This window comes from Candidatus Pantoea multigeneris (genome assembly GCF_011752615.1).
Classification (GTDB): domain Bacteria; phylum Pseudomonadota; class Gammaproteobacteria; order Enterobacterales; family Enterobacteriaceae; genus Pantoea; species Pantoea multigeneris.
In genome coordinates this window covers 43,547-56,633 of the sequence record NZ_VWXF01000011.1, presented here as the reverse complement: position 1 = coordinate 56,633, position 13,087 = coordinate 43,547, and the positions used below count along the sequence as shown (strand labels likewise).

At 47.4% G+C, this 13,087-nt stretch carries 15 protein-coding genes; 5 read left to right on the top strand and 10 right to left on the bottom strand.

Translation table 11 applies throughout. From position 1 onward, the window contains the following. The first annotated feature begins 13 nt into the window (after positions 1-13). Positions 14-358 carry an FxLYD domain-containing protein gene (locus tag F3J40_RS20505; RefSeq protein ID WP_017345760.1) on the top strand — a complete coding sequence of 115 codons (345 nt, stop codon included), beginning with the start codon at positions 14-16 and terminating at the stop codon, positions 356-358. A 45-nt stretch (positions 359-403) separates the two neighbouring features. On the opposite strand, the gene F3J40_RS20500 is transcribed toward F3J40_RS20505, so the two are convergent. Next, positions 404-1,351 (bottom strand): hypothetical protein, encoded by a 948-nt coding sequence (locus tag F3J40_RS20500; RefSeq protein WP_167017669.1) that lies wholly within the window; start codon positions 1,349-1,351, stop codon positions 404-406. Between the two features lie 99 nt (positions 1,352-1,450). Between F3J40_RS20500 and F3J40_RS20495 the strand changes: the two genes are divergently transcribed. After that, on the top strand, positions 1,451-1,864 hold the full coding sequence (locus F3J40_RS20495) for a hypothetical protein (RefSeq protein ID WP_167017667.1): 414 nt from the start codon (positions 1,451-1,453) through the stop codon (positions 1,862-1,864). Between the two features lie 208 nt (positions 1,865-2,072). On the opposite strand, the gene F3J40_RS25405 is transcribed toward F3J40_RS20495, so the two are convergent. From F3J40_RS25405 to F3J40_RS20475, 5 genes are all read right to left on the bottom strand, one after another. Next, positions 2,073-2,234, bottom strand: coding sequence for a hypothetical protein (locus F3J40_RS25405; RefSeq protein WP_505543775.1), 162 nt, complete (start codon positions 2,232-2,234; stop codon positions 2,073-2,075). A 541-nt stretch (positions 2,235-2,775) separates the two neighbouring features. Further along, the gene (repA, locus tag F3J40_RS20490) at positions 2,776-3,696 is read right to left on the bottom strand and encodes a plasmid replication initiator RepA (RefSeq protein ID WP_167017665.1); all 921 of its coding nucleotides are present in this window, start codon (positions 3,694-3,696) and stop codon (positions 2,776-2,778) included. Between the two features lie 288 nt (positions 3,697-3,984). Beyond that, entirely contained in the window at positions 3,985-4,242 is a 258-nt protein-coding gene (locus F3J40_RS20485) for a RepB family protein (protein ID WP_167017663.1), read from the bottom strand. Between the two features lie 266 nt (positions 4,243-4,508). Continuing rightward, positions 4,509-4,706, bottom strand: coding sequence for a phospholipase D-like domain-containing protein (locus F3J40_RS25240; RefSeq protein WP_369410961.1), 198 nt, complete (start codon positions 4,704-4,706; stop codon positions 4,509-4,511). A gap of 634 nt (positions 4,707-5,340) precedes the next feature. Continuing rightward, positions 5,341-5,793 carry an Lrp/AsnC family transcriptional regulator gene (locus tag F3J40_RS20475; RefSeq protein ID WP_167017659.1) on the bottom strand — a complete coding sequence of 151 codons (453 nt, stop codon included), beginning with the start codon at positions 5,791-5,793 and terminating at the stop codon, positions 5,341-5,343. Positions 5,794-5,974: 181 nt separating this feature from the next. Here F3J40_RS20475 and F3J40_RS20470 point away from each other — a divergent pair, with 181 nt between their 5' ends. Together F3J40_RS20470 and panB are read left to right on the top strand one after the other, a co-directional pair. After that, positions 5,975-6,586 (top strand): LysE family translocator, encoded by a 612-nt coding sequence (locus tag F3J40_RS20470; RefSeq protein ID WP_167017657.1) that lies wholly within the window; start codon positions 5,975-5,977, stop codon positions 6,584-6,586. 191 nt (positions 6,587-6,777) lie between these two features. Further along, the gene (gene panB, locus F3J40_RS20465; protein WP_167017655.1) at positions 6,778-7,578 is read left to right on the top strand and encodes a 3-methyl-2-oxobutanoate hydroxymethyltransferase; all 801 of its coding nucleotides are present in this window, start codon (positions 6,778-6,780) and stop codon (positions 7,576-7,578) included. A 229-nt stretch (positions 7,579-7,807) separates the two neighbouring features. Here the strand turns inward: panB and F3J40_RS20460 are convergent, their stop codons facing one another. The 3 genes from F3J40_RS20460 to F3J40_RS20450 all read right to left on the bottom strand — a co-directional run bounded on the left by F3J40_RS20460 (position 7,808) and on the right by F3J40_RS20450 (position 9,194). Then, the gene (locus tag F3J40_RS20460) at positions 7,808-8,071 is read right to left on the bottom strand and encodes a hypothetical protein (RefSeq protein WP_167017653.1); all 264 of its coding nucleotides are present in this window, start codon (positions 8,069-8,071) and stop codon (positions 7,808-7,810) included. Between the two features lie 616 nt (positions 8,072-8,687). Further along, positions 8,688-8,900 carry a hypothetical protein gene (locus F3J40_RS20455; RefSeq protein WP_167017651.1) on the bottom strand — a complete coding sequence of 71 codons (213 nt, stop codon included), beginning with the start codon at positions 8,898-8,900 and terminating at the stop codon, positions 8,688-8,690. A 108-nt stretch (positions 8,901-9,008) separates the two neighbouring features. Beyond that, positions 9,009-9,194: a con-10 family general stress protein gene (locus F3J40_RS20450; protein WP_167017649.1), complete on the bottom strand. Its 186-nt coding sequence runs from the start codon at positions 9,192-9,194 to the stop codon at positions 9,009-9,011. A 690-nt stretch (positions 9,195-9,884) separates the two neighbouring features. On the opposite strand from F3J40_RS20450, the gene F3J40_RS20445 reads away from it, so the two are divergent. Further along, entirely contained in the window at positions 9,885-10,052 is a 168-nt protein-coding gene (locus F3J40_RS20445; RefSeq protein WP_167017647.1) for a con-10 family general stress protein, read from the top strand. A gap of 439 nt (positions 10,053-10,491) precedes the next feature. Here F3J40_RS20445 and F3J40_RS20440 read toward each other — a convergent pair whose 3' ends face one another. Then, positions 10,492-12,861: a phosphoketolase family protein gene (locus tag F3J40_RS20440; protein ID WP_167017645.1), complete on the bottom strand. Its 2,370-nt coding sequence runs from the start codon at positions 12,859-12,861 to the stop codon at positions 10,492-10,494. Between the last annotated feature and the right edge of the window lie 226 nt (positions 12,862-13,087).

Here is a 13,087-nt window from a genome sequence, read left to right as displayed (position 1 = left end):
AAAAGGAAAATCCATGAAAAAGACGATCATTGCTGCAGCGGCTTGTCTGTCGCTCTTATCCGGCGTGGCCATCGCGGCCCCGGGTGATAATCTTGCCAGCGTAGCGGATGCGCACTTTTCAAAAGGCAGCAACGGCATTACCTACGTTGACGGGATTGTCACAAATACCACGGACCACACCCTCAGCATGCAGAGCGTCAAGATCAACCTGCTCAAAGACGGCATTGTTGTGGGTGATACCATTGGGCTGGGTCAGAACATCGAGGCTGGTCAGAGGTGGAAGCTCCATGCGCCGGTAAATGCCAGTGAGACTCCGGACAGCTTCAAAGTAACGGAGGTGCTGCAGCTGCCTCACTAACAGTAAACATCTGGCCTACCCGGTGAGGACTGGCCAGCGACTCAATTATAACGTTTTTACTTGCGGCTTGTTTGTTCTATCAGAGACACAGCCTGTATCAGGAATGCCAGGGTTCAAAGGAGCCGGATCGACTATCACGCTGTCACCAGGTATTTTCAGAGAGGTAGCCTTTTTCTGGCCCTGAATTTCAACGGATACCGAATTCCCCAGGTTTGAGAATGACAGGGTGACGTGTTCAAACAGAGCGTATCCCTGGGGTACTTTGCATCCAGATGACACGGGTAAATGGCGCTGCAGTACGTCAGACCAAGGCGATTTGACGTAAAGAGAGACGTTTTCCTGCCTTACAGACAGAATCTTCATTGTTGTATCTGCTACAGGGCTGATAAAACCTAGCAGAAACGAATACAGAACTACAGAAAAGGAGAAATACAGTAAAATGCTCCTTAGGTCTTGGGCGTTCTTTGCGAAACGTTCGGTTTTTGCAGGTGTAAAACCGAAGGGGATCGAGTTCCTATATAATTTTACCATCATAAGTACAAGCATGATAATGACCGGCCATAATAATAAAGAGCCTGATATGATGAAAATCCATTCACGTTTTCCTCTAATGAAAAGCATGATGCAAATAAACACCCAGAGTACGGGAGTTAAATAAATTACAGTATCGAAAACGGGTATATACTCTTTGAAAATAATTCTAAGATTCTTCATGCCTTGGGGCTCATTTTCAGAAGGCACTGATCTGATAACTACTCTCCTTATTAAATCCAGAATGCAACATGCCATTGCAGCATAAAAAATTACTCCCATCAATATAATCCCGCCAGATATGGCAGATATGAAAATCAACCATATTCCATCGCCAAGAGAGAGGTTGTCCGGCATAGCACTATGAACGACGCTGTAATAGAGAAGTATGAAGCCACCCAGTATAAGTGCAATTTTAGCTGGGCTTGGTGTGTGCTTTTCTAAGTAGGATATAATGCTCATGTATTCATCCGTGTTTACTGTTTTTAAAATTAACCATGCTATAATTTATTCTGCAAGAAGCAAGTTTCTTCAGAATATAAACTATGAGCCAGGTTTAAAATGTCAAAATTAAAGAAGCCGCGCAAGAAAAAAACGCCACAAAAAAAGTCAAAGTTGATCGGAGATGGCTCACGGGCATTTACTATTCCATCTGAATGGTCCTTACTCTGTGAGTCGCTCCTGGAAGATGCAACAGAGGAAATTGAGTCTGTATATTCTTTTACGCAGCTTACCCAGGATCCACATATCCTTTTAGACAATGCCGCTGACAGACTTCTCAAACATATTAGGTTGACCGACGCCTTTCCCGGATTTGATCTGGATGCTGCCCGCACGATGATATGTGGACACATGATGCAAAGGTTAGGTCAACATGCCACTGAAGAACTCGTTAATGCTGTGATTTTTGACATGGACCCAGAGGTTCCCCACAAGCCTGAACCCTGGCCCTCTGAAGGCCTGGTGTCAGAGTGATATTACAGAACTGAGACATTTCGTTCCCTGAAGTCTGAAATCAACACACAGATTGTTTCTGTATGCCGCTTTAGCGGCATGAAGGTGCCAGATGACGCTGCATATGGTTCAGCTGCTGAACGGCACCGGTAGCCCGGCGCAGCCGGTTCCTGACGTATATATCCTGCCACCCCCACCCATTCCTGCAAAGCCATACGGACTTTCAGCCTCACAGAACGGTCTGTGCGCCGTCGGAGTGGTCCCGGCAAGGCAAAGCCGCAGCCGGGGCGTATCTCCGCGTTAGCGGGCCATTGGGGCCGCTTACGGGCGTGTTGCACAATCTCCCAGCAAAACGGCATAAGGCACAGACCAGAGTAGTTACACCATTCATAAATACTTTCACAAACCCCCCGCTTCGCGGGCAGGGCGGGCCGCCTTTCAGGGTGGACGTTGTCTCGATCGGTCATGATTCAGCGCGGGTCTCGGTTGAGAGGGGCTTTGTGGGGGCTGGAACGGGCTGGGGTTACGGGGATTGTTTCTGTGTGTTGTAACTACATTGAAGCACCCTGCCCGCCGCTTGCCGGCGGGTGCTATCTCAGATTCTGAGCGGCGCGGACGTTTACGGCCGCTGCGAGCGAAGGCCTTAACTTATCCACAGTTTTTCGTGGATGAATAACTTCTATTATTTATTGAATATTTCTTACTGACCGAAGGTCAGGAATATTTTGCAGATAACTGCGAGGATGTGTGCAGATAAGACGGGGTCTGGTTTGCAGATAAGTCTGAATAAAAATCCCAGCCGCACGAAAATCCCTGGCGTAGTCCGGTGGATTACGTTGTCTCTGTTCTTTTTTTGTACGGAATTGCAGCGGATTTTTCAGACGCACAAACGCCGCTACCGCCAGTCAAGGCGGTAAAATACAAGCGCAGGCTCAGTGTCTGGTTGGCGGATCGTTCCCGAGGCCGAGCTTCATCTGGTTCAGGAACTGCCAGCATTTACGATTAAACGCGTCGATGTCCATGCGCTCCAGTTCGAGCGCAGGCGTATTGCGCTGGACATACTTTCCAGCCTCCATCAGGCGTTCGCCCACCGGCTTGCCGGCGAGACGCTCCCGACACTTGGCCATCGCCAGGCGGGTCCTTCGTTTTTTATTGGTTCTAATGCGCCCTTGCTCAATGTGACGCTCTCTGGCGGCGCGCATATAGGCCTGTGTGCCCGGCTCAAAGTAACCGTCGGACTCTTCCAGCTGGCGGGCCAGGCGCTCGCTGAGAAACTTGTCCATCTTTGCGCCGGCAACCTGCCAGAAGGTGTCGGTCAGGATAATGACGCGGGTATAAAAGAGTTTGCTTTCGTGGTCCCACTTCGTCGGCACATCTTCAATCAGCCCGAATACTTTCAGCAGGTCGAGTACCCGGGAAACGCGAGACGCCGTCACTTCCGTTTCCGGAATGACCTTACCGGCGTAATCTTTCGGGCTGAGCGCTTCGGCAATCTTTGTTACGTTGCTGCTGACGATGGAGTGGCTCAAACTGGCGCGCGTAAACAGGAATACGATGAGGACATCCATCAAGTCCCGCGTCCCTTTTCGTAACCCGCGTTTACGTCCGCCCATTTTATGAAAATGTACAAAGAAAGGATGACTGGTAAAGCTGCGGCGTATCGTTATTTTGCCGGTTTTCTTATCGATATAAGTGTAGACCCTGAACAAATGGCCCAGTTCACCCGGCATTTTTTCATAAGCCATGTCCGGCACCCAGGGAGAGTGCGGGCATTTGCAGACGGTCGAATGCTCGCCGCGCCCGCGCCGGTCAACCTGGGCGCTGGGTGGAGAAGTGAGTTGGAAATCAGTCATATCTGCCCACCGGGTTCACCGGCAGACAGGCATAATTCAGCGGGGATTGAGTTTCCGCAGTCATGGACCTATACTCCCCCTGTGCCTTCACTGTTTGTGAAAGCGCAGGTTGTGGGGCCCTGGTAATCTTCGCGTCGCCAAACATGAGAGATTGCCGGGGCTTTGTTTTATCTGAATTCCGGCATTTACCGTCCTTCAGCTCCCTGCCACCTTCTGGTGTGGCCCACCTGACATATAATTTTCGCTAACTTATCACCAATTTTACAGTTGCACAACGCACGCGCCCACTCACTCAATTGACCCTGCAGTGTCTTCAGCGATAATTCGCTCTAAGACTTCCGTCAGAAAATCAGACTGAGTGATCCCCCTGCGCTCGCAAATGTCATCCATATAAGCTTTCTGCGCATGAGGAATGTAGGTTTTAATCTCACTGTGGGTCAGCTTTTTCCTGGCAGCAGAAGAGCGTTTCCGCTCTGCGTTTGTCAGAGGTGGCAGCCCCTGCTGACGCCGTGTTCGCGGCTTTTTCGGCTTGTCTTCTGATGACATATGCTCTTCCCGGAAATAGAATTTCCCGCAGAATAACACAGTGTTAAGTGAAACTTCGTCTGTAAAAACTGTTTCACATTACGCCGCTGGCCATTAGCGTAAAACGTAAAGATTTGTCAGCATGTAAAGTTATGAAATCAGCCAGACGGGCTGGAGTTCCGGCCACTTTCCCAGAGGATTTCCCAGTGCGTCAGATATCGATCGGCCAGCGCCGGCATGACCTAGATCACTAGCACGTTTTCAGTATTCCTGACCTCTGCCGACTGCTAGTAGTTAAAACTTCCGGTCTCAACCGCCTGCCGATCTGTAATGATAAATTTGTCGTGCATCGCCGACCAGGTGTTGCTGATCCTCACATAAATCTTATGAATCGAAACTAAATCGAGTGCCTTATGGTTGCGTGCATCTGCGTTTGCATGCGCATCAAGCACCATCCTGACATCCAGACTTCGTACCTGAGCGATTTTTGGGGAGTTAAAACTTTATCCGGCAATGCGGATATGATACTGAGCGGTGTTGATGACACCGCTCACCAGCATTTCTACCATACCTTCCGGCACCAGATCCTGAACCCCAGCAGAAAAGGCTCAGGCAAAGCCACGCCGCTGTAGACCAGCGATATTTAGAATTTAAACATAGGGTTTCTTTTGGCGGTCAGTTTGGATATCTATCAAATGTCTGCTATGTGAAATAAGGGCTGACTGAACCATCGCCAGCGGCTAAACAGGAAACAAAACGGTCTCATACCGTTGGATAATCCCGAGGGCAGGAGACCGTTCAGAAACGTATTGAAAAGTCTTGTACTACTAAGTATCTGGAAAACGGCGATGGTACGAATTACAGGACTTACAGATCGTTCGGATATCTAATGAGACTGCTTCATAATCTATAATCAAGGTGTTACATGCAGTCATGAAGAAATAGTTAGTGCCCTGCAACAATTTTGTGACTAGCAGCCTGACATATAATCTATGTAAGTAAAGCCAGCTGTGTGGCAGAAGAGGAAGTTCGATTTTTGTACGGATCCTTAGAGCGTCATTTTCTCCTTCCAAAAAAATTTTTTGAATAAAGTTGATAAACTGATTCCCTACCCAAGCATCAGAAAGGCAGAGCACGATGTTTCACGACCGTTTTCATTACCAGCGTTGAGGTAAGCCGCTGCACGCCTGACAAACCGGAGAGTTTTTCATCATATAGCGCCTGAAAAGCCTGTAGATCCCGGGTGATAACGTTGAGCAGATAATCCGGATCGCCAAACAGTCGCTGCGCCTGGATAATTTGCGGAATCTCTTTTACTGCCGCCTCAAAGGCGCTGACGGCCTGACGGTCTCCCTCGCGCAGGGTGACGAAGACTATGGCTGAAAAGTTAAGCCCTAATTTGGCCGGTTCCAGATGCGCCCGGTAGCCGCTAATCACCCCATCCTCTTCAAGCGATCTGACCCGACGCTGGCAGGATGACAGGCTTATCCCCACCCGCTCCGCCAGGTCAGTCAGTGAAACTCGCCCATCCTGCTGAAGCTCTGCAAGAATATTGCAGTCAGTTCTGTCCATTCCTGAAAACCTCCCAAATTATCTCTATTTCAATGCGGCAAATGAAAGCACATTCCACATCCAAAGAGATATTCTTTCTTCAACTATTTAACGTATTCATCAGGTAAAGGTTTCCCTATATGCAGGCTTCAGACAATGATAAACGTCCAGTCAGGGACAGGGCCAACGAGGATAACAACACATGTCACTGAGTATGTTCGCCGCGTTCTGGGCTGTTTCCGTGCTTTTCGTCATTACGCCTGGGGCCGACTGGGCTTACGCCATTTCAGCCGGTATCCGGGGACGCCGGGTTGTGCCAGCGGTCGCCGGTATGCTGAGCGGCCATCTTGTTGCAACGCTCATAGTGGCAGCGGGGGTCGGTTCAGTCATTAAAGGCGTGCCGGGTGTAATGACATTCCTGACCGTAGCCGGGGCTGGCTATCTGTTCTGGCTCGGCCTTGGCGTGCTGCGGCACCCTTCATCCACAGCGCTGCAAAATGAAGATGCCGGTTCCAGAATGAAGTGGGCGCTCAAGGGCTTTTGTATCAGCGGGCTGAATCCGAAGGTCTTTCTGCTGTTTCTGGCGCTGTCGCCCCAGTTCACTGACGCTCATGCTGCCTGGCCGCTGCCGCTGCAGATGATCGCGTTGGGTCTGGTGCATGTGATCAGCTGCGGCGTGGTCTACCTGCTTGTGGGGTATGGCTCCGGCACTGCGCTTCGGACGCGACCGCGCGCAGCGCAGAATGTCAGCCGTATTTCGGGCAGCTTGATGATCATTATTGCGACCCTGCTACTGGCAGAGCAGTTTCTCTGACGCATGGCCATACGGACTTACAACGACTCATCATACAGCAGGGACTCTATGAATAGATTCAACATCAGGGAAACGTCAGCTTTGGGTTTTATGGTTTCCTACGGACCGAACAATACAATTAGCGTTGCGAAAGCCGGTATTATTTCGCCCGCAACATCCTTCATGAACGTAACGAATTAGCAGAGAACTCTATGTCATCAGTCACACTGACACATCTGAAAAACCTCAAGCAGCGCGGCGAGAAAATCACCATGCTCACCTGCTACGATGCCACGTTTGCACACGAGCTGAGCACGGCAGGCGTTGAGATGCTTCTTATTGGCGATACGCTAGGAATGATCCTGCAGGGCCATGACAGCACCCTCCCGGTCAGGTTGGAAGATATGGTTTATCACACGGCCTGCGTAAAACGCGGAAACAGTGGCGGTTTCATTATCGCCGACCTTTCATTCATGACCTGTTACTCGCCTGAGCAGGCACTGCACAGCTCCGCGCAGTTAATGCAGGCTGGTGCGCAGATGGTCAAGATCGAAGGTGGAGAATGGCTGTGCGACACAGTGCGTCAGTTAACGCGCAACGGTATACCGGTTTGTGCCCATATTGGACTCACCCCTCAGTCGGTTAATGTCTTTGGCGGTTTCAAAGTACAGGGGCGTGACAGCCATCAGGCAGCCGCTCTAATCGACACCGCGAAAAAGCTTCAAGACGCCGGTGCGGCAATGGTGCTGGTTGAAGCCGTCCCTGCCTCACTGGGCAGAGCCCTGAGCGAAGTTGTATCCGTACCAGTAATCGGCATCGGTGCTGGCCCGGATACAGATGGCCAGGTTTTGGTGCTGCACGATATGCTTGGCCTGAGCATCACAGGACGGGCTCCGAAATTCGTCAAAAATTTTATGAAAGGGCAGGATGACATCCAGGGCGCATTAAAAAGCTACATTGCCGCAGTCAAAGACGGCAGCTTTCCGGCTGCGGAGCACTGCTACTCAGAATAAGTTACAGAGGCAGCCGCTAATGTTAGCGGCTGCCTCTGTAATCTGATTAAAGCAACAAATCACCGAGAGCCAATGCTCGCTCTTGCAGGCCCCATAGCCCTCCTGGCGGGTTGCTTAGTGCTACCTCAACATTGCTGTACATCAATCAAAGGGGAGTAAGTCAAGAGATACCTCTCTAAAGAGCACTCTTATGTGATCTCCCAGAAAACCCCTGTAATCGTTACAATCTCTAATCTTCTTTTTGTGATAACAGAGCTAAAACGCTTCGTTTGAGTTTTTCCGCATCGCCTTCCTGTTCTGGATGATTAAATTTAACAAGTGGAGCTGAACTCTTCTCTTCTTCATATGAATTTATAAGCAAATCAGGCTCACCACCGATCTTGATTATCACTGAAGATAGTACAGAGATGGCAACCTTTGATGCATAAAGATCGAAGCGTAACTCACCTATAGTCTTTTCAAGGTTATCAATACGTTCTTTTACATCAGCCATATGTTCTCCTGATTGTTTGGATAAGTCGGCATTCAAATTTAACCAACATCTTTTTAATTCTAGTCCATATAAATAAAACCACCTCAAAGGCCGACGTTTTTGCGTCTTAGCAGCAACAACGTCAGATGTAACAGATGATGACTTGATCACTCCATCTCAGCCAGAAAGATTACACTTCTCAATTTAGGATATACACGTCGATAATACTTTGCGGCGCAAATCAGTACAGCAATACTCTCAAAGAACATAACTTAACCACTTAAATTATTTACGGAAAAAGGTAAAGCTGTAAGTTATTTCCTATATACCAGTTTCGTTATCACTGAAGACACTGGTGATGATCTTGAAGAAAAATAGACTCTTGATGGTATAGTTATATTTCATTTTAAAGCATGACTAAAATCGCGGTCTGTTAACACGAGGAATTTAATTTAACTGCGTAGTGGCTTAACAAGTTTAAGTAAAATTTTTTTAAAATAAGATACTATTATCCTTTTTTAAAAAATAACTCACGGATGAAGCTGAGCATTATTTTCCTGAAAACGTCATGAGTTCCCTCCATACCTTCACTCATTCTACGTGGTTCTGATTTCGAAATGTAATTAAAGCCAGGGGATTAATGTTTTTCACTATAAAGCATGCACATTGCTTCCCGACATTTGTTACGTTTAAAGATATCGTCTGCGATCACGCTTTTACTGTATAGCGCAAGCAAAATATCATTAGTCTGTAAGGAGTCCATGCTGAGTAAAAGTTCAGCAACGACCTCTCTTATTAACAACCATGTTCCCTCCTGAGCAATCCCTTTAGATAGATTGATAGTAACCATTATTTATCCTGTCTTGATAATCAGCGAAGTATCAAAATGAAAATTTGATCACCCTTCCCCGGAATTATCCGGGGAGTTAGATGGCACAGATTTACTAAAAGAAGGAAACTACTGCTCAATAGTAGTTTCCTTCCCTCTTCTACTAATTCTCCCGCCTTTCCTGCCGGCTTCTGCTGCCCGCTCGGGATTATTTTTGAAGTTCCCGCCACTTAATGCCCCACCCTTTTTACCCGCAACGCGAGCACGCTCAGTATCTTCCGCAAAATTACCCGATCCACCTCGTCGATGTGTCATGGTTTACCTCTTCCATTTAATGGTACATTTTATAAAATTTTCACATTCATACAGAATGGATTAAATTCAGCGTAAAGCAATATTTGAAATGCATGTTTAATGGGCGTGAATTGAGAAAAAACAGCATTCACACGTGGCAGATACTTATAACTCTATGCTTTTATGGTATAAAAAATAAAATGCTGTACAAAATCAAAGGCACTGTATAAGTTTAAACCAATTCACTGATTTGTGACTCACTTCACATTTACACGCAGAAGATAATTTACTTAATATTGAAATGTAAATATTACATAATTATTTCTCTACCAACGACATGTAAAAAAAGAAACCACGTGTGATAGGGGATCTAAGGTCAAATTTATCTAAATCCCCATGACATCACCTATCCCGTTCGAGACAAACCTATCCTTATGAAATATGATATTACATCAAGAACCTATATGTAAAAAAACAACCCTCTAATAAATCGCCGCCACCATAAATTTACACAATATAATTTACATAATTAAATCAATGAGTTAATAACAATTCTAACTATCCTCCACCCTGTAACTAGCTGATTTTTAATATCATCATATATAACGGCATCGCTTGCATAGTTTACAACATCGATTAATCTTAATCATTCAATACGCACATGACGTCAGAACCCTATCATGTAATTTCATAACATGAAGAGGAAAAATTATGGCTGAGCATAGAGGCGGTTCAGGAAATTTCTCAGAAGACAAGAAAAAAGCATCTGATGCAGGTAAAAAAGGCGGGCAGCACAGCGGCGGTAATTTCAAAAACGACCGAGAAAAAGCATCCGAAGCAGGAAAAAAAGGCGGGCACAATAGCCATAAAAATTCCTGATCTGCATATATTAAGGGACTCTACTTAGTCGCAGAGCACGGATGCTCACGAGCTTCCATTCCACTTATTTCATTGAAGGTCTATTTTAAATATTATCTATACCAAAGGAAGGATTACCTCTCAGGTAATTAATGAGTAAGCCTTAGTCACACTGTATTATTACACTCTCATGTCACGACAGGTCTATGTAATATGCGTAAGCATGGGTCTGATTTTATTATAATTACCGATATAGATTGTCATATCGATATCTTTTCATTTGGACATTTCAAACCCACAATCCACTATGCACCCAGTTAAGAAAAGGCCAGCATTTTAACTGTCCCAACAGCTTTCCGCTAAGACGGGGTGCTATATATCCATCACTTAATAATATTTTCCGGGTTCATACCCACGACTTCTCACTGTTAAGCAGATTATTTACGCAATTAAAAAATCGTTAACGTTTATTGTTGCCCTCAAGGGGCCAATGCCAGTCTTTGACTTCGGGCATATCTTCGCCGTACTCGCGCACGTAACGGTGATGTTCATCTAGCCGTTCCTGCAACTCATCAAGCAACTCAGCGTGCTGTTCTGCCAGACCGGGGACCCGAAGAATAGCTGCCTGGGCCAGATGATAGCGATCAAGTTCGTTCAGTACCGTCATATCAAAAGGCGTGGTGGTGGTGCCTTCTTCATTAAAGCCATGCACATGAATGTTGTCATGATTGTTACGCTGATAAGTCAAACGGTGAATGAGACTCGGGTATCCGTGAAAAGCGAAAATAACCGGTTTATTTTGCGTAAAGAGCGCGTCAAACTCAGCTTCAGATTTACCGTGCGGATGCTGCTCTTTGGTCTGAAGGGCCAGTAAATCGACGACATTCACCACACGAATTCGCAACTCAGGCAGATAACCACGCAGCAGATCGACGGCAGCCAGCGTTTCCAGAGTAGGCACATCTCCTGCACAGGCCATCACCACGTCCGGTTCACCCGAATGACTGGCCCATCGCCACTCCCCCATACCCGATTCACAATGGGCAATAGCATCGGACAATGAAAGCCACTGCGGTGCGGGTTGCTTACCGGCGACAATAACATTAATGCGATCCCAGGTGCGAAGGCAGTGATCGCCTACCCAGAGCAGCGTATTTGCATCTGGCGGCAGGTAGATACGCACGATGTCAGCCTTTTTATTGGCAACATGGTCGAGAAACCCTGGGTCCTGATGGCTGTAACCATTATGATCCTGACGCCATACATGGGAAGAGAGAAGATAATTCAGCGATGAGACAGGCTTACGCCAACTGAGTTGTCGGCTCACCTTCAGCCATTTAGCATACTGATTGAACATCGAATCGACAATATGGATAAAGGCTTCATAACAGTTAAACAGACCATGTCGTCCTGTGAGCAGATAGCCTTCAAGCCAACCCTGGCACTGATGTTCACTGAGAATTTCCATCACTCTTCCATCACGCGCGAGTTGTTCATCATAGTCTTTCAAGGGAGCCATCCAGGTGCGACTGGTAACGTCAAACACGGGTGATAGCCGGTTTGATGCCGTTTCGTCAGGACCAAACAGGCGAAAATTATGCGGATTGAGCAGGAAAACCTTACTCAGGTAGCGGCCAAACTCCTCCGTTGCTTGTCCGGTTAAACTACCCGGTTCCCCGGTTTCAAGCGCAAATTTCTCTATGTCTGGCGTAACGAGCTCCTGTCTCAATCGCCCACCGTTGGCAAAAGGCGTTGCACTCATCCGTTTGTCACCTGCAGGAGCCAATGCCTTTAACTCGGGCATCAACTCACCGCGTTTATCAAAGAGATTCTCGGGTTGATAACTACGCATCCAGTTCTCAAGGATGGCGCGATGATCGTCATTATCGCGACAGGCGGAGACTGGCACCTGGTGAGCACGCCAGAAATCTGCGACTTTTTGACCATCCACCATGTCGGGGCCGGTCCAGCCTTTGGGGCTACGCAGCACAATCATCGGCCATTTCGGTATCAGATCCGGTGCAGTACCGCTGCGAACTTGCTGCTGGAAATCCGCAATTCTGTTAAAAGCATAATCCAGGGTGTCAGCCATTTTTTTATGCATCTCAGCAGGCTCACTGCCACAGACGAACAGTGGTTCATAACCATAGCCGCTGAATAACTTACGCAAGTCCTCGTCACTGCTACGTGCCAGTATGGTAGGGCTGGCAATTTTATAGCCGTTTAGGTGCAAAACAGGCAACACGGCTCCATCACGCCGGGCATTGAGGAATTTTATACCCTGCCAGCTTGCTGCAAGTGGGCCGGTTTCCGATTCCCCATCCCCTATTACGCAGGGCACGATCAATTCAGGGTTATCAAAGGCGGCACCGAAAGCATGAGAAAGTGAATAGCCGAGCTCCCCGCCTTCATTAATCGATCCTGGCGTTTCAGGAGCTGCATGGCTAGGGATCCCCCCCGGGAAAGAGAACTGCTTGAACAAACGCTGCATACCCGTTTCGTCAGAACTGACGTGGGGATAAATTTCGCTATAGCTGCCTTCCAGCCAACTGTTTGCCACCATACCGGGTCCGCCGTGGCCAGGTCCGCAAACATACAGCAGATTGAGATCCCGCTGACGAATGATGCGATTGAGGTGTGCGTAGATAAAGTTCAGGCCGGGCGTTGTTCCCCAATGCCCTAATAAACGCGGTTTGATATGGTGAGGTTCAAGAGGCTGATGTAGTAGAGGATTGTCCATCAGATAAATCTGGCCTACGGAAAGATAATTGGCTGCACGCCAGTATCTGTCCAGTAATGTTAATTCAACGGACAACGTCGCATTACTCATAGTCCTTCCTCAGCAAACTGCAGATAATTAACCCTAATAGAGAATGGGCAAAGTTGCTAGCTGTGAGGACATTCTACATCATTAGCTACTTACTCCTTTAGGAAGACACGAGAAATCACCAAGCCTTTGAAAGGATTGATTTATATAAAATGCCTCTGCAACCTTATATCGTTACCGGTTGACAGGAATTTTTTTGTTTTTAAGTTTCTCATTTTTATCGTCCGGC

Bases quoted from the DNA above. Each gene is read 5' to 3' on its own strand.
- F3J40_RS20505 (WP_017345760.1), top strand. From the start codon at position 14: ATGAAAAAGACGATCATTGCTGCAGCGGCTTGTCTGTCGCTCTTATCC.
- F3J40_RS20500 (WP_167017669.1), bottom strand. From the start codon at position 1,351: ATGAGCATTATATCCTACTTAGAAAAGCACACACCAAGCCCAGCTAAA.
- F3J40_RS20495 (WP_167017667.1), top strand. From the start codon at position 1,451: ATGTCAAAATTAAAGAAGCCGCGCAAGAAAAAAACGCCACAAAAAAAG.
- F3J40_RS25405 (WP_505543775.1), bottom strand. From the start codon at position 2,234: ATGAATGGTGTAACTACTCTGGTCTGTGCCTTATGCCGTTTTGCTGGG.
- repA (WP_167017665.1), bottom strand. From the start codon at position 3,696: ATGACTGATTTCCAACTCACTTCTCCACCCAGCGCCCAGGTTGACCGG.
- F3J40_RS20485 (WP_167017663.1), bottom strand. From the start codon at position 4,242: ATGTCATCAGAAGACAAGCCGAAAAAGCCGCGAACACGGCGTCAGCAG.
- F3J40_RS20475 (WP_167017659.1), bottom strand. From the start codon at position 5,793: ATGGACAGAACTGACTGCAATATTCTTGCAGAGCTTCAGCAGGATGGG.
- F3J40_RS20470 (WP_167017657.1), top strand. From the start codon at position 5,975: ATGTCACTGAGTATGTTCGCCGCGTTCTGGGCTGTTTCCGTGCTTTTC.
- panB (WP_167017655.1), top strand. From the start codon at position 6,778: ATGTCATCAGTCACACTGACACATCTGAAAAACCTCAAGCAGCGCGGC.
- F3J40_RS20460 (WP_167017653.1), bottom strand. From the start codon at position 8,071: ATGGCTGATGTAAAAGAACGTATTGATAACCTTGAAAAGACTATAGGT.
- F3J40_RS20455 (WP_167017651.1), bottom strand. From the start codon at position 8,900: ATGGTTACTATCAATCTATCTAAAGGGATTGCTCAGGAGGGAACATGG.
- F3J40_RS20450 (WP_167017649.1), bottom strand. From the start codon at position 9,194: ATGACACATCGACGAGGTGGATCGGGTAATTTTGCGGAAGATACTGAG.
- F3J40_RS20445 (WP_167017647.1), top strand. From the start codon at position 9,885: ATGGCTGAGCATAGAGGCGGTTCAGGAAATTTCTCAGAAGACAAGAAA.
- F3J40_RS20440 (WP_167017645.1), bottom strand. From the start codon at position 12,861: ATGAGTAATGCGACGTTGTCCGTTGAATTAACATTACTGGACAGATAC.